At 36.0% G+C, this 22,560-nt stretch carries 16 protein-coding genes; 3 read left to right on the plus strand and 13 right to left on the minus strand.

Annotation, left to right across the window (positions count from 1 at the left end):
• Positions 1-15 precede the first annotated feature (15 nt).
• The 8 genes from NQ558_RS01765 to NQ558_RS01800 all read right to left on the minus strand — a co-directional run bounded on the left by NQ558_RS01765 (position 16) and on the right by NQ558_RS01800 (position 7,144).
• Positions 16-978, minus strand: coding sequence for a CAP domain-containing protein (locus NQ558_RS01765; protein ID WP_005362008.1), 963 nt, complete (start codon positions 976-978; stop codon positions 16-18).
• Positions 979-1,142: 164 nt separating this feature from the next.
• Positions 1,143-1,322, minus strand: a complete 180-nt coding sequence (locus NQ558_RS01770; RefSeq protein ID WP_005362006.1) for a hypothetical protein — start codon at positions 1,320-1,322, stop codon at positions 1,143-1,145.
• 8 nt (positions 1,323-1,330) lie between these two features.
• Positions 1,331-1,744, minus strand: a complete 414-nt coding sequence (locus tag NQ558_RS01775) for a hypothetical protein (protein WP_005362003.1) — start codon at positions 1,742-1,744, stop codon at positions 1,331-1,333.
• Positions 1,745-2,674 carry a ParM/StbA family protein gene (locus NQ558_RS01780; RefSeq protein ID WP_005362001.1) on the minus strand — a complete coding sequence of 310 codons (930 nt, stop codon included), beginning with the start codon at positions 2,672-2,674 and terminating at the stop codon, positions 1,745-1,747.
• A gap of 48 nt (positions 2,675-2,722) precedes the next feature.
• Positions 2,723-3,022: a hypothetical protein gene (locus NQ558_RS01785; protein ID WP_005361999.1), complete on the minus strand. Its 300-nt coding sequence runs from the start codon at positions 3,020-3,022 to the stop codon at positions 2,723-2,725.
• 476 nt (positions 3,023-3,498) lie between these two features.
• On the minus strand, positions 3,499-4,458 hold the full coding sequence (locus NQ558_RS01790; RefSeq protein ID WP_005361997.1) for a ParB/RepB/Spo0J family partition protein: 960 nt from the start codon (positions 4,456-4,458) through the stop codon (positions 3,499-3,501).
• 252 nt (positions 4,459-4,710) lie between these two features.
• Positions 4,711-6,102, minus strand: coding sequence for a 23S rRNA (uracil(1939)-C(5))-methyltransferase RlmD (rlmD, locus tag NQ558_RS01795; RefSeq protein WP_005361995.1), 1,392 nt, complete (start codon positions 6,100-6,102; stop codon positions 4,711-4,713).
• 85 nt (positions 6,103-6,187) lie between these two features.
• Positions 6,188-7,144 (minus strand): 3'-5' exoribonuclease YhaM family protein, encoded by a 957-nt coding sequence (locus tag NQ558_RS01800; RefSeq protein ID WP_005361993.1) that lies wholly within the window; start codon positions 7,142-7,144, stop codon positions 6,188-6,190.
• Positions 7,145-7,237: 93 nt separating this feature from the next.
• Here NQ558_RS01800 and NQ558_RS01805 point away from each other — a divergent pair, with 93 nt between their 5' ends.
• From NQ558_RS01805 to NQ558_RS01815, 3 genes are all read left to right on the plus strand, one after another.
• Positions 7,238-9,607, plus strand: a complete 2,370-nt coding sequence (locus tag NQ558_RS01805; RefSeq protein ID WP_040446889.1) for an endonuclease MutS2 — start codon at positions 7,238-7,240, stop codon at positions 9,605-9,607.
• A 24-nt stretch (positions 9,608-9,631) separates the two neighbouring features.
• Entirely contained in the window at positions 9,632-10,336 is a 705-nt protein-coding gene (locus NQ558_RS01810; RefSeq protein ID WP_040446888.1) for a response regulator transcription factor, read from the plus strand.
• A gap of 209 nt (positions 10,337-10,545) precedes the next feature.
• A complete protein-coding gene (locus tag NQ558_RS01815) occupies positions 10,546-11,805 on the plus strand; it encodes a sensor histidine kinase (RefSeq protein WP_050750971.1) in 1,260 nt (419 codons plus the stop codon).
• A 971-nt stretch (positions 11,806-12,776) separates the two neighbouring features.
• Here NQ558_RS01815 and NQ558_RS01820 read toward each other — a convergent pair.
• The 5 genes from NQ558_RS01820 to NQ558_RS01840 form a co-directional block, all read right to left on the minus strand.
• Positions 12,777-14,678: an ATP-binding protein gene (locus NQ558_RS01820; protein ID WP_005361984.1), complete on the minus strand. Its 1,902-nt coding sequence runs from the start codon at positions 14,676-14,678 to the stop codon at positions 12,777-12,779.
• Entirely contained in the window at positions 14,675-15,739 is a 1,065-nt protein-coding gene (locus NQ558_RS01825) for a metallophosphoesterase family protein (protein WP_040446887.1), read from the minus strand. The genes NQ558_RS01820 and NQ558_RS01825 overlap by 4 nt, the downstream gene beginning before the upstream one ends.
• Positions 15,740-15,857: 118 nt before the next feature.
• Positions 15,858-17,981, minus strand: a complete 2,124-nt coding sequence (locus NQ558_RS01830) for a hypothetical protein (protein WP_156774980.1) — start codon at positions 17,979-17,981, stop codon at positions 15,858-15,860.
• Positions 17,982-18,261: 280 nt separating this feature from the next.
• A complete protein-coding gene (glgB, locus tag NQ558_RS01835; RefSeq protein ID WP_005361976.1) occupies positions 18,262-20,199 on the minus strand; it encodes a 1,4-alpha-glucan branching protein GlgB in 1,938 nt (645 codons plus the stop codon).
• A 25-nt stretch (positions 20,200-20,224) separates the two neighbouring features.
• On the minus strand, positions 20,225-22,525 hold the full coding sequence (locus tag NQ558_RS01840; RefSeq protein ID WP_005361974.1) for a hydratase: 2,301 nt from the start codon (positions 22,523-22,525) through the stop codon (positions 20,225-20,227).
• Between the last annotated feature and the right edge of the window lie 35 nt (positions 22,526-22,560).

Here is a 22,560-nt window from a genome sequence, read left to right on the forward strand (position 1 = left end):
ATTTATATTCTGTTTTTATTCTCTATCTAAAATTTTCAGCACAGGCTCCAGGCTTTCCGTGTTATTGTTTAACACTATTTCATCTACATCTACCATACTGAATACTGCCGCCCAACAACCTTTATATGAAGCTATTGCACCGTAACGATAATCAGGATGCACCATGTTGTGGTAATGTCCCTGACTGGTCTTCCATGATTTCATTGCCTGTTTTGGTGAACTGCTTCCGCTAAATATATTTTCACCACTGATGATGCATACTCCATATCCTTTGGTTCCTACATTTCCCCACAACATCCATTCTTCATAACCATACTTATTCTTTAAAATATTTTTGGCAGTTGAATCAAGTTTTTTGTGTGAAAATTCATCCACTATGTCTTTTGCCCTGACTTTACATATCTCATATAGTACATCAGACCATTCCAGCTTTACAACATTTGCTTTCTTTCTGTAGTCGTTTTGTAGCATAAAGGCTTGCTGGTCACAATACTTGTGATATCCGTTTACTCCTGAGGCATAACACCCCTTCTTAATTAACTTATCGTTTTTGGTATAATAAAGTTCACTCTTTTCTGTATATGTAAGAGATTTTGAAAATTTTCCATATATTTTCTTTCCTTTTTTCTTCTTATATGCTCTTACCTTAAGCTTTACTTTTTCTCCTTCACACATATCCGTAATCTTAAAAGAAGTATTCTTCGTAGTTAATATCTTATTCCATTTCTTGGCGTAATAGTCATATCTGTAAATTTGGTACCCCTTTACACCTTTAATCTTTTTCCAACTGATTTTTCTGTAGCATCCGTCATAGTACTTTTTCTTGGAATAAAAATAAGAGCCCTCCTTTACTTTACTCTTTTTTACACCTGAGACTTTCTTAACGGTTGCTGCCTGCACTGTAAATGTATTTACATTCATTTGTGGAATTGTTATTGATAACAATCCTATTACTATGATTAATTTTATCTTCTTCATTGTGCCTTCCCTTCCGTAAGAGGGACAGGCTATCCGTGTTATACCATATCCGCTCCTACTGATGCGAATTTATTAAGTTACAACACGGGATGAAGAACTGGTTCATCCCGTATTCTGTTCATTTCTACCTCCTTGATTATACAATAATATGCTTATTCTTTCATTTATTTTTTCCTGCCAATAAAGAACACGGCAAGAAACATTTTCAGAACTGTACCGCAAATGATAAACAGTATTTTAATAATTTCAAGTAATAACTGACATATAGTTATTAAAACTTTTGCAAGTATCTTTATTGCTCCTATACTATATTCTTTTATTCCGTATAAAATATTTCCTGCCATATTGCCTCCTATTCTCCCCACATCTCTGCAAGTCCTAACAATGTGTCATCTGCACTAAATTCGTCTTTATGTTCAGTTTCATTCTGATTTGAACTTCTTACAAGATTTCCGGTAAAACTGCCTAGTACTGATAACATTTGCTTATTTACCTCACTCAAAATTTCATTTTTGATGTCTTCTTTCATTTTCTGAATATCTGACTTGGTAATAAAATTTTCTTCTCTTTTCTCCCTATCGTCATTTGTTATAAAATCATTTTCTAATGCATTAATGTAATATTCTACTGCATCAGCTATAAACTGGTTTTGCGATTTGTAAACTGATTTGTCTAAATCTGCCAATATCTGATGTATCTTAATGTGAGTGGGATTTCTCCTGCTAAGTCTTAAAGTATGATAAAAACCGTCGTCATTTTTTGCCATTTATTTTTCTCCTCTCTGCTTTGCCTTAGAAAGAATAAATGCCTTTGCCAGATATTCAAATCCTTTTGCGTTAGCCTTAATATCTTCTATGTAACTAATATTTTTTCCAGTATTTTCTCCATATGTTTTCATTACTGTTGCTCCACCGCCAACAAATGTTATTGGAGTGATATTAATGTTGATATTAAATTCTCTTAATGTGTTAAATACCTTATTTGCAAATCTTCTCATTTCATCTTCAACAACTTTTGCATATTTTTCTTCCATGTTGCATACACCGGTTTTCATTATGTACTCAAGTTCAGATTCATCAATCTCACAATTAAATTTTGCAACACACTCCTTATTTATTGCGTGCATACAGGTTATTAATCCCATAGGTCTTGTGTCACACTCTGAAAGTTCAGGTTTCATGTCTTTAATAGTCATTAAATCCATTGTCCATGAACCAATATCTACCACAATATGCTTTCTGTCATACTCAAACATTCTGTCTGCTACTGCCGCATAACATTGTGGAAAAACTGATACTTTTACAATATTTACTCTGTATGTCTGTTTTTCAAATTTAAACGTTACTTCTCTTTTTCTTGACAGATACTTAATAAAGTCTTCCTTTTCAGCACCAAACCTTGTCAGTGGAAGTCCCACCGATAAAAAGATATCTGCATGATTCTTTCCCTTGATTTTCAACTCTTTAGCTATAGCAGCTAAGGTTAAAAGATAAAAGCTATCATCTGTGACCTTAGTATCTTTTACTTCAAGTCTTTTTCCGCCTACCGAATAATAATTTCCTTCATATTGAAGAACATTGTCAAAGATTCCCGGTTCATTGGCGATTCTGTTTACTGCCGTCGTAAAAACTGTATTTACTGTCTTTATATTTGACCAACCGTGGTCTATTGCAATGATTTCTATTTTATTCTCCATCTTTCTGTGCCTCCTTGATTTTTTAGTCATCTATGTATCCTTCTTTCTTTATTCTCCTAACAAATCTTTCATACAAGGAAAGCAATATAAACTGTCTTTTCCATAAGGACATCCTATACATTTGCTATCCTTTGGCTTGTATGCGTTACAATTTGTACTATTTTTTGAACCACATTTCTTATTATTGATACATCTGTTATCATTTCCCCAGAAATATTTACATTTCATACAGCTATGAAGTTCTTTTACTAACTGTTCCTTATTATCGGCTTCGCTTTTTATTTCATCTTTCTTAAAAGCTTTTGTGTTAATTCCCAACTGTTTAGGCTCCTTTCTCTTTAGATTCATAGTATTCTTATGGGTATTAACTATGTATGTGTACTTCGCTTATCTCTAAGCCCCCATCGCCCGTACACCTGGGAATTACAAACAAGCCGCTTTTGCGTTCACGACGCTTCTAAATAGAAACTATCTCCTCTGCTGCCATTTCGAGGATAAGGAGCTTCTTTCACTCCTTTGTGGTTTATTATCCTTCCGCTACATTTAATCTGTCCTGCCTGCTCCGCCTTCTTTTCTCAATCCCTCGGTTCTCGTCGCAATGCTGTGAATGATTATCCGGACAGGTGCACCGGAATTTTACTCCTTACATCAATTCTTTCATGTAAGATATGAAACTTGTTGTTTCATAAATTTGTAATTGTTATTCAGTTTTCAATTTACAACTGCGATGTTTTATCGCATGTCATAATGATAAGTTATTTTCTAAATTGTTTAAATTGACTGACATGGTAAATAATTTGCAATACTTACCATGACATGGTGATTTATCGCTTGGACAATTTGATATCAATCTCATTCTGTTCTATATACCATTCTTCAACTAATTTTTTTATTAACCCTATCTTTTGCTTTTCTGTAAAATTTTCAGGGAAAAATTCTTCCAACAAATCTGCTGGTATTTTTATTTTTTCTTTTTGATTTGGCTTTTCTTCCTCCAATATGCAATAAATATTATCCATATCCAAATTTCCGCTTTGACTTGACATTTTCATTCTATGAGCCTGTGTTAATGACGGAGTGCATTGCTCTAAATCCATTACCGCATATAATTCATATTGTTCAGTTTCTTTTAAATAAGATAACTCTACTGCAACTGTAAAGGCTATTCTTTCAGCATCTACCATTTCTAATATTTGTGGTATTAAATGTGTTAACCTAATATATCGTTGTATTTGTCTTTCACTTTCACCTATTTGCATCGCTAATTCTTTTCTTGATGAATATGAATTTGTTGTTTTTTCACTGTTTCGAAATACTAATTCTTCATTATCTTTTTTTTCAATTTCTATTCCATAAGTTTTTACATCCCTATTTTTTAACCTCTGGTCAACTTGACCAGAAGTTAAATCACTTCTTTGTCCCTGTCGGCTCATTGCTTCTAATTTCATTTTTAGTGCAAAGGCTTTTTCACTTAACTTAATCTTTTCTCTCTGCATCAGGTTTATATCTACCATTGCAATTATTGCCTGTTCATCATTCATTTCTCTGATGACAACCGGAATTTTCTCTATTCCTAACTCTTCACATACCATTTTTCTTCTATGCCCTGATATAAGTTCATACCCCTCTCCATTAGGATTAGGTCTTGCAAGTAATGGCACTATTACACCTTCCTTATCAATACTATTCATCAATTCAATAAAATCTTTATCAAAATTTACTGAAAAGGGATGATTTTTAAAAGGTTTCAATTGTGTCAGATTAACATTCTTAATTTCTTCCATTTTCAAATTCTCCTTTCAAAAAAATAAGGATTACTCATTTTCATTACTGAAAACGAGTAATCCTTTGTCTTAATTACTACGAAGTAAATATTTGTTTTTTCTTTAATTGTGAACGTTACTACCGTGTGTTCCCAGTCACCACATCTAATACTACAGAAACGTCAACTCCATTGGAAAGTGTCTTTTTTCTCCTATTTGAGCCATCTTTATCAAACCTAAAAAAGCTCTCAAAGTGCCTAAAATCAAGGATTTTTAGATATCTTTCCTGTGTAGTTTTACCACGCTCTCCACATGTGTTGTCTGACCAAACATATCACAAGGTGTGACCTCTTTTAACTTATAACCATTTTCACTAAGCCACTTCACATCTCTTGCAAGCGTTGCGCTGTCACAGCTTACGTAAACCACTCTTTCAGGATTCATTTCCACTATTGTTTCCAGAAGCTTATGATCACAACCCTTTCTCGGTGGGTCAACAACAATAACATCCGGCTTACATTCCTCGTCATCTTTGTGATTTTCAAAATATTCCGTTACTACATCCTCTGCTGCTCCAACAAAGAATTCCGCATTATTTATTCCATTAATTTTTGCATTTATTTTTGCATCAGCAATTGCTTCCGGTACTATTTCAACACCCAAAACCTGCTTTGCCTTCTTTGCAAGAAATAGTGATATGCTGCCGATTCCACAATACAAATCCCATACCATTTCATTGCCTGTTAAATCTGCATATTCTAAAGCTTTATTGTACAATTTCTCTGTCTGAACAGGATTGACCTGGAAAAATGACAACGGAGAAATTCTAAATTTCACATCTCCAATATAATCCTCAATATATCCGGGGCCATATAAGTTAATCACCTTGTCCCCAAGAATCACATTGCTTTTCTTAGTATTAATGTTAAGAGAAATGCTATACATTCCTTCAAGTTTACATAACTCTTCAACCAGTTTTTCTTTGTTTGGAAGATTCTTGCCATTTATAATTACGCAAACCATTATCTGCTTTGTTTTTGCACCAATTCTAATAAGTACGTGTCGAACCAGGCCCTTGTGAGTTACTTCATTATAAGGTGCAATTCTATATTTAGTCATAAATGCCTTTACGGTATCCATGACTTCTTTGTTTACATCACGGCCATCAATTTTTAAGCCAAGGTCGCAACTGTCTATATTTATAATAGAATGAGTTCTTCCTGCATAAAAACCTGAAATAATATTTCCTTCCTTATCCATTCCAACTGGAAATTGAGACTTATTTCTATAGTTAAAAGGCTCATCCATTCCCATTACATCATTCATTACGAAGTCGCTCTGACCACCGATTCGCACAAGGTTGTTGTACACTTTATTCTTCTTAAATCTAAGCTGCTCCTTGTAATTAATGCACTGAATTTGGCATCCGCCACACTGTCTTGCCACACTGCATCTTGGCGAAACCCTATCTTTAGAAGGCTCTTTTATTTCCATTAATCTGGCAAACCCGAAATTCTTGTTAGCCTTCATAACCTTTACTGTAACTTTGTCGCCGATTACTCCGTCTTTAACAAAAAGAGTATAGCCATCAACTTTGCCTATACCCTCTCCGTTTACGCCTAAATCTTCAATTGTTAAATCTAAAATATCATTTTTCTTAATCATGAAAATTCCTTTAAATAATTATCTGTATATTTTTTCGCATATTTATGCTAATTATTGCGTATTTGTATTATTATCTATTTATTTATTACTTTAATTCGCTTGTCTTTCTAACATTAGTTTCAAGCAATCTGTTGTATCCTAACCACTGGTCTGATGACGCAGAACTGTTACTGTTTAAAAGTTCTGTCATTGTCTCAATCTTTGCATCTGCATTGTCTGCAAGATTAAGTGCCATTGCCTCAATAAGAGCCGGTTTTTTAGGTGAACCATATTCAAGCTCTCCGTGATGTGCAAGAATACAATGCTTCAATTCATTCTTTAACTTAGTTGGAAAATCAGGAATTGAATCCATAATCTTTCCAAGCATTTCTGAACCCATAACAATGTGTCCAAGTAACTGGCCTGCATCTGTGTAATCATTCATTGGAAAGTCTGAAAGTTCATAAACCTTTCCAATATCGTGACAAATAGCTGATGTCATAAGTAAATCTCTATTTAAAATAGGATACTGCTTTGCAAAAAAGTCACACATTTTTGCAACAGATAATGTATGTTCAAGCAAGCCGCCAATAAAACCGTGATGCACGCTTTTGGCTGCTGAATGCTTCTTAAATGCTTCCGCAAATTCTGTATTGTCAATAAATAGTTTTGTTAAAACCTGTTTATAATAAGGGTTATTAACACCGGCGATGAATTTTGTTAATTCCATCATCATTTCGTCAATGTTTTTGTTAGTACATGGTAAATAATTAGTCGGGTCAACGTCTGTTTCGCTAATCTTTCTTGCACGCTTAATACTAAGCTGTGTCTGACCGTTAAATACTGTTACATCACCATTTACTTCAACATAATCAAGTGCATCAAACTCATCTATCCCCATTGAGTGCGGATCCCATATCTTGGCGTCCAAGGAACCTGTTTTGTCCTGAAGAATAACATTCTCGTATTCTTTTCCTGTTTTAGTCATTGCAGTAGTTCTCTGTCTGCACAAATATATTTCCTGAATTCTTTCGCCCTCTCTTAATGTTTCTATATATCTCATCTTTTCCTCCAAATGTTAAGATTTTCTTTACCTGACAGTCAATCTTTATTATAATTGATTATGTACCTAAATACAAGAATTGGAGGCTTTATCATGAACGAAAAAGTTCTTAAAACCCTTGAATACTATAAAATAATAAAAATGTTAGAAAATCAGGCAGGTTCTGAGCTTGGCAAGAAGCTTTGCCACGCACTTGTTCCATCTGCCGATATTCATGAAATAAAAGAAAATCAGAAACAGACAGGTGATGCCTTATCACGAATCTGGCAGAAAGGAAGCCTTTCTTTCTCAGGTATTCACAATATTGGCGAATCCATTAAAAGATTAGAGATTGGAAGTACTCTTGGCACCGGAGAATTACTTAGAATTGACTCCCTTTTAAAAGTTGCCTTAAGAGTTAAAACTTTCTCCCGCCGTGATGATGAGGCTGAAAGAGATAGTCTTGATGATATGTTTGAGGCTATTGAACCTTTAACTAATTTGAAGAATGACATTGAAAGATGTATTATTTCAGAGGATGAAATAGCTGACGATGCATCTGCTAATCTAAAAAATATAAGAAGACAGATGAAGATTACCAACGACCGTGTTCACAGCCAGTTGTCATCTCTCATTAATTCCCAGTCAGGTCACACTTATCTTCAGGATGCCCTTATTACAATGAGGGATGGACGTTATTGTGTACCTGTTAAGCAGGAATACCGTGGCAATGTTAACGGTATTATTCACGACCAGTCTTCAACAGGTTCTACTTTGTTTATTGAACCTGCTGCTGTTGTTGAACTTAACAATAAACTCCGCGAGTTAGAAGGCAAGGAAGCTGATGAAATCCAGATTATTCTTGCAAACCTTAGTATGGCTTGTGCTGAACATATTTACGAATTAAAAACAGACATGAAAATATTACCTAAGCTTGACTTTATTTTCGCTAAGGCTTCTCTTGCAAAAGAAATGAAAGCTTCAATGCCTGAGTTTAATGATCAAAGACAGATTAATATTAAGAAGGGACGCCACCCTCTTTTGGATCCTAAAAAGGTTGTGCCTATAGACATTCATCTTGGAAAAGACTTTAACCTTTTGATTGTTACAGGTCCTAACACCGGTGGTAAAACAGTTTCACTTAAAACTGTAGGACTTTTAACGCTTATGGGCCAGGCGGGACTTCATATTCCGGCTTTTGAGGGCAGCAAACTTGCAGTTTTCAAAGAAGTTTTTGCTGACATTGGCGACGAACAGAGTATTGAACAAAGTTTAAGTACTTTTTCAGCCCATATGGTTAATACTGTTAATATACTTAATCAGGCAGATCAGGATTCACTGGTACTTTTCGATGAACTTGGTGCAGGAACGGATCCTGTGGAAGGTGCAGCCCTTGGCATTTCAATTCTTACTTTCCTTAAAAACATCGGTTCAAGAATTATGGCAACAACACATTACAGTGAATTAAAATTATTTGCCTTATCAACTGAGGGAGTTCAAAACGCAAGTTGCGAGTTTGACGTAGAAACACTCAGACCAACTTACAGACTTCTTATTGGTGTTCCCGGAAAGAGTAATGCTTTTGCTATTTCAAGCAAGTTAGGTCTTCCTGACTACATTATTGAAGATGCTAAGTCTCACATCGATTCAGATAATGAGCAGTTTGAGGATGTTTTGTCCGAAATAGAAAGACAGCGAATCCAGATTGAAAAAGATCAGGAAACTATTGCAGTTTACAAGTCTCAGATTAAATCACTTAAACGTGATTATGAACTTAAGACAGAAAAGCTTAATGAACAGCGTGACAAAATCCTTAACAAGGCACGCGAAGAAGCTGTTGATATTCTTAAGGAAGCTAAGGAAACAGCCGACGAAGCTATCAAAACTATTAATAAATATGGAAAATCCGGCAATACCCGCGAAATGGAAAAATCCAGAAGTAATGTTGGAGCAAAGCTTAAAAAGAACCAGGTAGGCTCATCAATTAAAGCTGCCAAACCAAAAAAGGCTTACAAGCCTTCCGACTTTAAGCTTGGCACAGGTGTAAAAGTTTTGAGCATGAATCTTAACGGTACTGTTGCTTCATTGCCTAATGCAGCCGGTAATCTTACAGTAAAAATGGGTATACTAAACTCTAAGGTTAATATTCGTGACCTTGAAATTATTGACGAACCTGATATTAAGGCACCAGGCTTAACCCGTGGTTCAACAGGCAAGATTAAAATGAACAAGTCTATGAATATTAAAACTGAAATTAATTTAATTGGAAAAACAGTTGACGAAGCTATTTCTCAACTTGATAAATACTTAGATGATGCTTACATTGCACATTTGCCACAGGTATATGTTATTCACGGCAAAGGCACCGGAGCTCTTAGAAATGCAGTTCAAAACCATCTTAAGAAATGTAGTTATGTAAAATCCTACAGAACAGGTGAACATGGCGAAGGTGGTGCAGGTGCAACAGTTGTAGAATTTAAATAGATTTTTTTAACAGGAGGATTTAAAATGGCAAACAAACAGAAAATCTTAATAGTTGACGATGATGAAAACATTGCAAACCTTATATCTTTATATTTAACTAAGGAATGCTACGAAACACGTATTGAACATGATGGCCAGTCGGCTCTTGATGCGTTTAAAGAATATGCTCCAAATCTTATTTTGTTGGATATTATGCTTCCGGGACTTGATGGTTACGAAGTATGTCGTGAAATAAGAAGAGAATCAAAGGTTCCTATTATTATGCTTTCTGCCAAAACAGAAGTTTTTGACAAGGTTTTAGGTCTTGAACTTGGTGCAGATGACTATATTATTAAACCTTTTGACTCAAAGGAACTTGTTGCCCGTGTTAAGGCAGTTCTCAGACGTTACACTGAAGCTCCGGCTCCTGTCGAAAAGAAGCCTGATGAAAAACGTGTTGAATACAAGGACCTTATTATTAATCTTTCAAACTACGAAGTTATTTACAAGGGCAAACCTGTTGAAATGACTCCAAGAGAGATTGAATTATTGTACTTCCTTGCTTCATCACCTAATCAAGTATTTACAAGAGAGCAACTTCTTGACCATATCTGGGGTTATGAATATGCCGGAGATACAAGAACTGTAGACGTTCACATTAAACGTATTCGTGAAAAAATTGCTGACACGGATCAGTGGTCAATTGGTACAGTTTGGAGTGTAGGATATAGATTCGAGGTACATAACTAAATATGAAAGAGTGTAGGATATAGATTCGAGGTACATAACTAAATATGAAAAATTCTATTTTAACTAAATTTTTTACAGGGTATTTTTCTTTTGCAATATTAGGTTTTTTGTTAATTTCTTATTGGTCAAATAACTTGATTTATAATCATCTTCTGACCAATAACATTAACACCCTTTACAAATATGCCTCTGTAATAGGAAGTAATGCTGTGGACTGCGTGGACAACTCACTTGATGATTTAGACAATCCTAAGCAGTTTTTAAATGATTTTAACAACGTACTAGACTGTGACATACTTATTCTTGATAGTAACCGCAAACCATTTTATTACACAGGCACAACAAGTAATCTTTCAAAAGATTCTTCTAATATTTTGATTGAAAAATTCAAGCCTGATGATTACAAGAATACGCATTACAAGATTGGCAAATTTTATAATATTTTTAAAACCGACACTTTAAGTGTTGTCTACGAAGTTAAAAATAATAATAAGACTTATGGATATATTGTGGCGCATATGCCTACTTCCATTATAAAAAAAAGTTGCTATGATGTAACACTTATTTTCTACGTTACTTACGCAATTATACTGGCTCTTTCACTTATTATATTCTTTAACTTTATGTGGTTTATTTATTTGCCACTTAAGCAGATTAGACTGGCAGCAATGGAATATGCCAAAGGTAATTTTGAATACGAAGGACTTAAGGTTAACAATGACGATGAAATCGGTGACGTGGCGCACTCACTTCAATATATGTCTAAGCAGTTAAACAACTCACGAGCTTATCAAAAGGAATTTATTTCTAATATTTCCCATGATTTCCGCTCTCCTTTAACTTCTATAAAGGGCTATATTGAAGCTATAATGGATGGAACAATTCCACCGGAAGATTACAACAAATATCTTTCAATTGTTTTATCTGAGGCTAACCGTCTTGAAAAGCTTACTTCAGGATTGCGTGACCTTAACCGTTGGAACAGCACCGGTCCTGAACTTATTTTTGAAGACTTTAATATGGAATCAGTTATCGCTTCAACAGTTGATACTTTCCAGGGCAGTTGCGAGAAGAAGAATATTGAATTGGTTATTCAGTTTCCACCAAAGCATTGCAATGTATACGCTGACAAAGGCAAAATCGAACAGGTTCTTTACAACCTACTTGATAACGCCATTAAGTTCAGTAATCCGGGTTCAAAGATTATAATCAAGCTTTATAACAAAGGTGAAAAACAATATTGTTCCGTTAAGGATTTTGGTATGGGAATCCCACAGGACAGCATCGACAAAATCTGGCAGCGATTCTACAAGACCGACCTTTCCCGTGGTCGTGACAAAACAGGCTCCGGAATCGGACTTGCCATCGTAAAAGAAATTATTATGGGACACAACGAAACAATCGATGTAATCAGCACCGAAGGCGTTGGAACAGAGTTTGTATTCTCGTTAAAGAAATCGAAAAGATAAAGGAGGTTATCTTAGTTTGATTTCTCATTAAAAGAATATGACTTTATAATAATTGTTAATCAATATAAATACTTCATTAGTTATAAGATGGATTGATTTTTATCACTATTGAATTTGTATGGGTTCAGCACTAATTAGTTTGATATGACATACTAATTAGTGTTTGAGCCCTTTTTTTATGTCCTGTACCCCAATATAGCAGTTTTGTCGTTTTTCGGGGTACGTTTTCTATTTTTCCGCATGTAATTGTGCAACACACTGTATCTGTAAGTTGTAAATGTACCCCGACATAGCAGTTTTGTCATTTTTCGGGGTACGTTTTCTATTTTTCCGCATGTAATTGTGCAACACACTGTATCTGTAAGTTGTAAATGTACCCCAACATAGCAGTTTTGTCATTTTTCGGGGTACGTTTTCTAATTTTCCGCGTGTAATTGTGCCACACACTGTATCTGTAAATTGTAAATGTACCCCAACATATAATTTTTCTTAATTTTTGGGGTACAGCGCCCTAAATTTCCAGTTCGTTTATGCAACATACTGTATAAGTAAGTCTAAAATGTACCCCAACATATTAATTTTCTTGTTTTTCGGGGTACACCTATAATATTTTCCTTAAATGCTCATTGTTTATATACACTATGGAACATATTTCTTATTAGACAATTCGTTTTTCTCTTATAATCCCTACCATTTCTACAAAAAAGCCCCATCTTCTCTAAAAAATTCTCCCACAATTTCAGCCTATAAAAACCCCGGCTACGTTTCCGTAGCCGGGGCTAATTCTCACTCTTCCACACTCATATAATATTCAATTCTCCGCCGCATCCTTAGATCTATCGTTTAAATCTTATCGTTCTCAATTATAACCTTGCAACTCTAACTTATAACTTCATAACCTTGCAACTCTATCTTATAACTTTATAACCTCGCAACTCTAACTTATAACTTCATAGCCTTGCAACTCTCCACTACAACCTTATAAAGTTATACTTAAGTCCTAACTTATCCGCCATTAGCTTCTCTCTTGTATGGCATGAGAAGATGATTACCTGTTCCATATTTTCTGCCATAAATCTCATAGTATTACCCATTCGCTTGTTATCATACATTGCAAAGGCATCATCAAGAAGTATAGGTTTCTTGTCCTTTTCAAATATAATATCTGCTGCCGCAAGTCTAAGTGCCATATATATCTGCTCTATTGTGCCCTTGCTAAGTCGTGTAGCAGCTATGAGAGCGTGCTTACTGTTTACAGATATGTTAAGTTTGTCATCTATTGAAAGATTGTCATATTTGCCGTTTGTAATTTGTGAAATATAATAAGATGCTCTCTCATTTAATCTCTTACCGAAACTATTTCTGATTTCATCTGCTATATCTTCAATATTACTCTTGGCATCCTCAATAGCCTGTATTTCAACTTTTGCTTTCTTAATCTTGTTAAATCGCTCCTCAAGTTCATCAATCTTCTTCTGAAGCTCAATGTCCTTTTCCTGCTTCTGTTCAAGAATCCACTGAGACTTTGAAATTGCCTCGTTGATTTCACGTTCCTTCGCTTCCAAGTCCTTTAACTCGTCACTATAATCCTGCATATCAACGCTTTTTTCTTCCTCGGCTTTAATAAACTCCTGAGTATCCTTTAAAGCTTCTTTCTTATTGTTAAGCTGACGTTCAACATAAACCCTTTCGTGCTTTGCCGCGTCCAGCTTATCCATTACAAGCTTAATCTCCTTTAAGGCATCCAACTTCTTCTGACGCTTCTTCTTATTAAATCCATACTTAAAGATTGCAAGTATAAGAAAAACAAAAGCCGCACCAAGGCATATGCCCGGCTTAACCCAAAACTGCTTTAAATCCATCATCTGGTAATTTCCCATAATAAAACCTGCAGCGCCACCAATACATCCCATCATAAGGATAATAAACAAAACAGGCATATTACTTCTGTTAGTAACTTTTTCAAGAAGATATTCCATAGTCTCTCTTCCGTCAATGCCCTTGTCAGCAAGCTCCTGTTCAAGCTGCTTCTGGTGATTTTCAATCTGTTCAAGAGAAGCTGAAAACTTCTCACTGTCAGCAGTCAAAGTAATTGCCTCCTGATAAAGATTCTCCTTACGCTCATTAAGTTTATTTAAGGCTTCAAGTCGTTTTGCATCAAGAGCTGACAATTCCTTCTTCTTATTAGAAAGATTAAATAATGACTGCTTTTTCTGCTCTATTGAAGCAATTATTGTATGCTGTTCGCCCTGAGAAATCTCCAAATCCTCTTTGGCATTCTTAATAGCCTTCTCAACAACATCCTCTTCGGCAATTCGGCTTTCAATCATTATATTTTTCTTCTGCTTATCTAAATCTGCAAATGCTGATTTAATATCAATCTCCATAGACTTTGTTGTGCCAAGATTTGCCGCATAATTCTTAAGAATAACTTCAAGTTCCTTATCTGTAACGCTGCCAAGCTGGCTTATACTTATAGTGTTATAATAACAACTTTCATCAAGCCCTGCGAAAAGATTTTCAATCTCCTCTGTTTTAAGCTCAATACCCTCATCTTCATTAATAACCTTAAAAGACTTATTAAGCTTATTAAAATTTCTCTCAATACGATAAGTTACACCATCGCTTTCGATTCGCATCATACCGTGATAATTAGCCGGATTCTCCCATGGCTCATACTTAGTGTAAAGGTCCTTACCACTTGCCTTTCCACGCTGTTTTTCTATTCCAAAGAGCATTCCTCTTATAAAAGTATGAAGAGTAGTCTTTCCCGCTTCATTCTCACCGTATACAATATTAAGTCCCGGTTCAAGAGTTACCATTTTATGATTAAATTTTCCAAAATTAGTTAATCGTATGTCCTTTATAATCATGCCCTGTCCTCCATGGCATCCATCAATGCCTTTGTTCCATAGTAAAGGGTTTTACGCTGCAAAGGTGTAAGACTCTCCCTGTCAAGAAATTTCTTTATGTACATTCCAAGAATATTGTCCTTATTTTCAGCGTACAATTCTTCAAAATCATAATCAGGAACCGTATTGTCGATAACACTTACAACATTTCCAACACCTTCAATATCTGAAACATCAATGTCAAAATCAGGATCTCTGTAACCGCTAAAAGTAATCTTGTACATATCATCCTGTCCCTGCTCCTTAATCATGTCAATCAGTCTATGTCTTATTTCCAAATTAGTAGCTGTTGGAGTTACCGTGAAATCAAGTTCCCTGTAAATTCTCTTTGCAAAAGGCACAAATTCAAGTTCAAGACCTCTCTTTGAAATCTCACCATAAATATAGCCTCTAGGTCCAATATCATTCATATCAATAGGTTCAAGAGAACCACTGTATGCCATCTTCATCTTTTCATCTATTTCAGGCTTATGAATATGTCCCATTGCCACGTAGTCAAAACCTGACATTGCAAGCTTCTTTCTATTAATAGGAATATGCTTTTCGTCACCGCCATGAGCCACCAGAATATTAATCATATCCGGTCTGTCCACAATAACATGGTCATACATTGCGTCCTTAATTTCAGTCTGGTGATAACTTAGTCCATACACACATGTATTAAGCTCAGGAATCTCCACACTTTCAATATTCTTGTCACCTAAGAAAATAACATTCTCACTCCATTTGAAACCGTCATAAAAAGAGCCTTTTTTAATGGCATCATGATTTCCCGCGCACAAAACAACCTTTGTGTCAGGAATAGTCGAAAACAAATAATCAACTTCCTTAAGTTCACGAAGCAATGGCTGTCTGTGAAACATATCCCCTGCAATAATAAGCAAATCTACCGGGTCTATTTTTATTTTTTTAATTAAACGTTCTAAAGTATTCCAAATTTCATCTCCACGGTTAGCCGCCCAAGGTCTTTTGCTCTCCGGAGTGGCTCCAAGATGAATGTCACCAGTATGTATAAATCGCATAGTTCCTCCCGAATTTTTTACTATCTTTAAGTATAACATTAAAAATTTTTCGCGTAAAGATAAAGAAAAAAGTCAAAACACCCTTTTCTAATAAGCATTTTGACCTTTTCTGATATTTTTAATTATAATTCTCTTCAAAAACCCATATCTTATGTCCACGGTTATCCGTTACAAGTCCATATGTAGCTTTTGCCGCATTAGTTGCAGCGTTCTTGTCGCTGTAAATCCCCTGAAGCTTTCCATATCCGTAAACATAATAATTATTTTCTTTCTTGCTCTCAAAAGTAGCATTAACCTTAGAACTACTGTCAAAAGTTACCTTGCCAATCTTTTCAACTGAAAGCTGCTTAGTTCCATCAAGTGCATTAGTAAATGCCAAAGCTAATTCCTTTTGCTTTACATCATCCACATAATAACTTGTTTTTGCAACAGGTTTCTTAGTCTCAGTATTATCCAAAAGCTGGTCATCTGAAATCTGGCTCTTGCCATTGTACCGCTTAATATTAATAATATTGTCTGTTATTTCAACACCTGTAATATAAATCTTATTCTGTGAATATGACTTAACTTCTTTATAATTCTTATCAACAATTACCAACTTGCTAACAGGTACAAAACTCTTCTTTGGCACATCACTCTGAGAACCTATTCCATAAATCAGGTTCGTTCCCGTGTAACCATATACGGTAATAATATTGTCAGCTCCCGCCTCAATAGTCTTCTTTTCACCATTCTTTAAGTTAACAATTGTAATGCTTTCCGTATCATAAGCCTTACCACTTGTATTGTAAGCCAACATACTTCCGTCGCTGTTAATTGCAAAACTTCCGTCTTCCACATTTTCTACCAACGCTCCCCACTCCTTAGTTTTAAGGTTTGCATAGTAAATAGTGTTGTTCATCATAATATAAAGAGTTCCGTCGCCTACGTAACAAAGCTGTGACAACTGCTTCTCCAAGTTGTAAGCAGGCACTTTGCAAGGTACAAAAGCCGCCTCTTTGGAACTGTTAGACTCATAATTATATCTTAAAATAGAAATTCCGTTTTCGCCTACATGCTCCTTAGCCTTGCTATAGCCATAAATCATATAGTCAACATTGCCCTTGTCATCCACGGTAATTACCCTTGCCTTAGTATTGTTAAGCTGTTCAGCATTCTTGGCATTAAGATTGTAAACCTGTTTGATTTTTCTTTCATTCAAATCCATTACGTAAACATCGCCGTTAACCTGAAACGCCATAAACTGCTGATTTGAACTTTCAACAAAATCAGCCTTTGTTTCTTTCTGAATGCCTAAGTCAATAAAACTTCCGCCTACGTTATTCTTGTCTGCTGTCCAAATCTGATTTACTTCCCTGTCATATGCCAAAACATAAATTCTTCCTGCACAACTCCATATTGTAATTGTTTCAGAAACATTATATTTCTCTTTAACCTTCTCAGCATTAGTTGTTCTAATCTGATAATTCATTGTATAAGTTCCGGCTTCCCCGGTGTCCTTTATGCAAAACTCTTTTGCTGTTATTGTTATATCAGATATAAGCTCAGGCTTAAGTGAAGTCCAAATAAGGCTATTGTAACTTGACTTAATAGTAGTCTGACCAAGGTTATCATTAGGAAGACTACTATCAGGCTCAATATACTGAGCAAGCTTTGAAGCTCCCTCGCCCTTTAAAGCGGTCTGTGCAAAATTCTTCGCAAACTTAATCTGTTCAGTAACAAACTCCTTATCCGTAACCATTACTCTTGCGTAATAATTAATCTGCTCATACTTATCTGTTTTGATAATTATTTCCCAGAAATACTCTGTTCCCTGTTCCATAATGGCACTGGCCTGATAATTCAAAGTAATCTTGCCGTCCTTCTGTTTCCAGCCAGCAAGGGTTCCATTATCTATCAAACGGTTGTCCTCAGTACTCTTCATTTCGTAAGAAATCTCTGAAACCTTATTGCCATTAGTTGATATTGTAATTGGAACCGTTCTGTCTGTATTAACAGGGACAATAACATCACGCATATGTTCTTCTTCCATATCCATTGTGTAGCCGTTAAGACTTCCAACCTTCTGACTTCCATAATATAAATCAATCCCCGGCAACTTACCATTATATGTAGACGTTGCCTGACCGCTATTGCTCTGCTTGTTATTCTTAGACTGCTTCTTGTTAAAATTTATTCCTATAACCACTGCAATTGCAAAAATCAGCACAATTGCAACAACTGCTATAACTTTCTTTTTCATTTCATCACCCATTCAATCCTTGTATAAAACTTTTTGACCTTTAATTTATTGATTACCGGATTGCTACGTGCTTCGCACTCCCGCAATCCTCCCCCAGCATTCGCATATCGTGTAGCTTGCGCTACACTTTTATGCTCATGTTGGGGGCGTGTCTCAAGGTCATCACCCCACTCTTGTGCAAGCACAAGTGGGCTGCTGACTTTGATCCACTGTAATCAACATCATAGCACAAAAAAATGTCTGTGGCACTATTTTTTTGTACCACAGACAATTTTATTTTTTATTTTGTTTTCTTCTTTGGTGTAGCTTTCTTTTTTCTTGTTTTTGGAAATTCGAAAACTACTGATTCGTATGGTCTAAGTGGAATTTCCAATCTGTATGGTCTTCCATCGCACTCGCCTTTCTTGGCTCTGTAGCTTACAACCTGTTTCTCACCTGTTTCTGTTGTAACCAATCTCTTGTAAGTTCCGGCTTTTGGAACTCCTACAATATAATCAGGTCTTTCCATTGGTGTAAAGTTACACACGAAACCGATAGAGTTCTTATAATCAGCTTCTGTTGTCTTTCTTATGAAACTGAAAATACTTCTTTCGCTGTCATTGGCATTAATCCACTCAAAAGCTCCATAGCCCTTTGTTTCAGTGTAAAGTGCCGGATATTCCTTATATAAGTGAAGTAATTTCTTTACATATTCCTGCATGTCCTTATGTTCAGGTTCATCAAGCAGATACCAGTCAAGGCTTCTAGCCTCTGACCATTCCTGTAACTGAGCAAATTCCTGTCCCATAAATAACAGCTTTCTGCCCGGATGTCCCAACATAAAAGTATATGCTGTCTTTAAGTTTTTAAATTTATCCTGTGGATAACCCGGCATCTTATTAATCATTGAACATTTCAAATGAACAACTTCATCGTGAGATAATACTAAAATAAAATTCTCGCTAAATGCATAAGTTAATCCGAAAGTCATCTTATTATGATTACCCTTCTTAAACAAAGGATCAAGCTTAGTATACTCTAAGAAATCATGCATCCAGCCCATATTCCACTTGTAAGAAAATCCAAGGCCACCTTCCTTAGGTGACATAGTAACCTTAGGCCATGCTGTGGATTCTTCAGCAATAATATATGCTCTTGGATTTCTGTAATTCATAACACTACTTAAATGTTTAAAGAACTCAATAGCTTCCAAGTTCTCATTACCGCCATACTTATTAGGAACCCACTGTCCGTCTTCTCTTCCGTAATCCAAATATAACATAGAAGCAACTGCGTCAACTCGAAGTCCGTCTATGTGATATTTTTCAACCCAGAATAATGCGTTTGCAATAAGAAAATTAACAACTTCTGTCTTAGAATAATCGAAAACCTTAGTGCCCCAGTCAGGATGTTCTCCCAATCTTGGATCTGCATATTCATAAAGTGGTGTTCCGTCAAACATTGCAAGTCCGTGAGCATCTTTTGGGAAGTGGGCAGGTACCCAGTCCAAAATAACCCCGATTCCTGCTTTATGGAAAGCATCTACCAAATACATAAAATCCTGAGGTGTTCCATATCTTGATGTAGGTGCATAATATCCCACAACCTGATATCCCCATGAACCATCAAAAGGATGTTCCAATATACCCATAAGTTCTACATGAGTATATCCCATATCCTTAACATATGCTACAAGTTCTTTAGCCATACGCTTGTAATCATAGAATCCGTCTTCATCATCAGGACCTTTAAAATCCTTTTTCCATGAACCCGGATGAACCTCATAGATTGACATTGGAAGTTCATAGTGATTCTCCTTTGCCTTCTCTGATATCCATTTAGCATCTTTCCATTTGTAATTATCAATATTTGCTACCCTTGAAGCATTTCCGGGTCTTTTCTCAGCCCAAAAACCATAAGGATCAGCCTTGTACAATGTATCCCCACTTTGTGTAGAAATAACATACTTGTACATTGCGCCTTCTTCAACCTCCGGTATGAAAAGTTCCCAGATGCCTGAATCATTTTCCATCTTCATGTTATGGTTAAATCCCAACCAGTCATTAAAATCACCTATAACGGCTACGTTAACTGCATGGGGTGCCCAAACTGCGAAATATGTTCCTTTTACACCATCAATTGTTGTAACATGTGCACCCAGTTTCTCATATATTTCATAATGAGTACCTTTTCCAAACAAATAACAGTCATCTTTTGTTATGACATTCTTGTTTCCCATATGGTCTCCTCCCTGTTTTAATTATTTATTTTCTGTTGTAATTAATCAGGCAGCCTTTTAATATAATGTCACGTTCGTCGTCAGTCATTTCGCCAAGCTTTAATGTAAATGGTTTAACATTCTTGTCATCATCTACAACGTAAGCCTGTACGTCTGTAGCTTTGTTCTTAACAGCTTCAACTATTTCCGGTACAAAAATATAGTCACCGTTCTTAAATGGTAATTCTTCTGATTCATAAATGAATGGAAGCATACCCCAGTTAATAAGGTTTGAACGATATCTCTTTGTTGCATATTCACAGGCAATATTAGCCCATCCGCCTAATACCTTCTGACATGAAGCAGCCTGTTCTCTTGCTGAACCGTCACCCGGTTTTACTGCAAAAATAGTGCTTCCGATACCTACTGTATCATTGTCAATCTTGTACTGAGGAAGATTGCTCTTTAACGCTTCAAATACTCCTCCAACTTCCGGAAGTGCATCTACAGGATTCTGTCCTGCTTCTCTTGCTTTTTCCGCTTTCTGTACTTCTTTAGCCTTTCCTACATATTCAGGGTCCTTTCTTGAAAGTGCAAACTCTGCAAGTCCAAGTGGGTTAGAACGATAAGATGATGTTTCACCTGATGGTATTAATTCATCTGTTGTTGTAACCGGATCATGAATCTCTGAAACAACTTTAAGAAGAAGATTGTCTGTAAGTGCAACCATTTCCGGCCAGTCTTTGATGTTTGGTCCAAACTGGATTTCTGTATCAGGATCTGCTATTCCGTGTGAGTCAAATACTCTGTTTTCATAAATACTCTTGTCAAAATGATACTTACGTCCCTTAAACTCAACATCAACATCTGTAGCTGCTGTAAGATAACCCTTGTTAGCTGCTGTTGCTGCAATAGATCTGGCATCCATAAGTGCAACTGAAGAAATCTGTCCATTCTGTAACTTACTTCCTTCTCTGTTAGGGAAGTTACGTGTTGAATGTCTGATACTGAAGGCATTGTTAGCCGGTGTATCACCTGCACCGAAACAAGGTCCACAGAATGCTGTCTTCATAACACCGCCGGTAGCCATAATATCTGCTGCGCATCCGTTTTTGATTAATTCCATATATACTGGCATAGAAGCAGGATATACACTAAGTGTAAATTCGTCAGCTCCAATGCTATGTCCCTTTAATATATCTGCTGCTGCACAAATGTTTTCAAATCCACCACCTGCACAACCTGCAATGATTCCCTGGTCAACATAAAGTTTTCCATCACGAATCTTGTTTGTAAGTTTATAATCAACCTGTCCATCTAATGAAACTAAAGCTTTCTTTTCAACATCGTGGAGAATATCTTCCAAGTTAGCATTTAATTCTTCAATAGTATATGTGTTACTTGGATGGAATGGCATTGCAATCATAGGTTTAATCTTAGATAAATCAACATAAACAATTCCATCATAGTATGTAACTTCGCCAGGATTTAATTCTTTATACTCATCTACTCTTCCATGGATGTCATAGAATTCCTTAATCTTCTCATCTGTACGCCAAATAGATGAAAGACAAGTTGTTTCTGTTGTCATAACGTCAACACCGATTCTGAAATCTGCGCTTAAGTTAGAAACACCAGGTCCTACAAATTCCATAACTTTATTCTTAACATAACCCTTGTCAAATACTTCTCCGATAATTGCAAGTGCAACGTCCTGAGGTCCTACACCCTTAGCAGGTTCTCCTGTCATGTAGATACCGATTACTTCAGGCATATTAATGTCATATGTCTGTGAAAGTAACTGCTTAACCAATTCAGGTCCGCCTTCACCCATAGCCATAGTACCAAGAGCACCATAACGTGTATGTGAATCAGAACCAAGAATCATCTTTCCGCCACCTGCTAACATCTCTCTGGCAAACTGATGAATAACTGCCTGGTGAGGTGGTACATAAATTCCGCCATATTTCTTGGCACATGTAAGTCCAAACATATGGTCATCTTCGTTAATTGTTCCACCAACAGCACATAAACTGTTATGGCAGTTTGTAAGCACATAAGGAATTGGGAATTTCTCTAATCCTGAAGCTCTTGCTGTCTGAATGATTCCAACAAATGTAATATCATGGGATGTAAGCTTATCAAACTTAATCTGAAGCTTGTCCATGTTGCCTGATGTGTTGTGTTCGTTCAAAATACCATATGCCATAGTATTCTTTGCAGCATCTTCTTTTGTAAGGTATTTATCCCCTAACTTGTTCTTTAGTAATTCTTCTGAGCCTGCACCTGTTTCTACAACTTCTGTGCCACCAATAAGGTATGCTCCGCCTTTACTTAATGTTATCATTTTTGCCTCCTATGTTTTCGTAACTTATCAGGTTA

The sequence above is a fragment of the Eubacterium ventriosum genome (genome assembly GCF_025150745.1).
Classification (GTDB): domain Bacteria; phylum Bacillota; class Clostridia; order Lachnospirales; family Lachnospiraceae; genus Eubacterium_G; species Eubacterium_G ventriosum.

Excerpts from the sequence above, each read along its gene's own strand:
- NQ558_RS01765 (WP_005362008.1), bottom strand. The coding sequence starts at position 978 with ATGAAGAAGATAAAATTAATCATAGTAATAGGATTGTTATCAATAACA.
- NQ558_RS01770 (WP_005362006.1), bottom strand. The coding sequence starts at position 1,322 with ATGGCAGGAAATATTTTATACGGAATAAAAGAATATAGTATAGGAGCA.
- NQ558_RS01775 (WP_005362003.1), bottom strand. The coding sequence starts at position 1,744 with ATGGCAAAAAATGACGACGGTTTTTATCATACTTTAAGACTTAGCAGG.
- NQ558_RS01780 (WP_005362001.1), bottom strand. The coding sequence starts at position 2,674 with ATGGAGAATAAAATAGAAATCATTGCAATAGACCACGGTTGGTCAAAT.
- NQ558_RS01785 (WP_005361999.1), bottom strand. The coding sequence starts at position 3,022 with ATGAATCTAAAGAGAAAGGAGCCTAAACAGTTGGGAATTAACACAAAA.
- NQ558_RS01790 (WP_005361997.1), bottom strand. The coding sequence starts at position 4,458 with ATGGAAGAAATTAAGAATGTTAATCTGACACAATTGAAACCTTTTAAA.
- rlmD (WP_005361995.1), bottom strand. The coding sequence starts at position 6,102 with ATGATTAAGAAAAATGATATTTTAGATTTAACAATTGAAGATTTAGGC.
- NQ558_RS01800 (WP_005361993.1), bottom strand. The coding sequence starts at position 7,144 with ATGAGATATATAGAAACATTAAGAGAGGGCGAAAGAATTCAGGAAATA.
- NQ558_RS01805 (WP_040446889.1), top strand. The coding sequence starts at position 7,238 with ATGAACGAAAAAGTTCTTAAAACCCTTGAATACTATAAAATAATAAAA.
- NQ558_RS01810 (WP_040446888.1), top strand. The coding sequence starts at position 9,632 with ATGGCAAACAAACAGAAAATCTTAATAGTTGACGATGATGAAAACATT.
- NQ558_RS01820 (WP_005361984.1), bottom strand. The coding sequence starts at position 14,678 with ATGATTATAAAGGACATACGATTAACTAATTTTGGAAAATTTAATCAT.
- NQ558_RS01825 (WP_040446887.1), bottom strand. The coding sequence starts at position 15,739 with ATGCGATTTATACATACTGGTGACATTCATCTTGGAGCCACTCCGGAG.
- NQ558_RS01830 (WP_156774980.1), bottom strand. The coding sequence starts at position 17,981 with ATGAAAAAGAAAGTTATAGCAGTTGTTGCAATTGTGCTGATTTTTGCA.
- glgB (WP_005361976.1), bottom strand. The coding sequence starts at position 20,199 with ATGGGAAACAAGAATGTCATAACAAAAGATGACTGTTATTTGTTTGGA.
- NQ558_RS01840 (WP_005361974.1), bottom strand. The coding sequence starts at position 22,525 with ATGATAACATTAAGTAAAGGCGGAGCATACCTTATTGGTGGCACAGAA.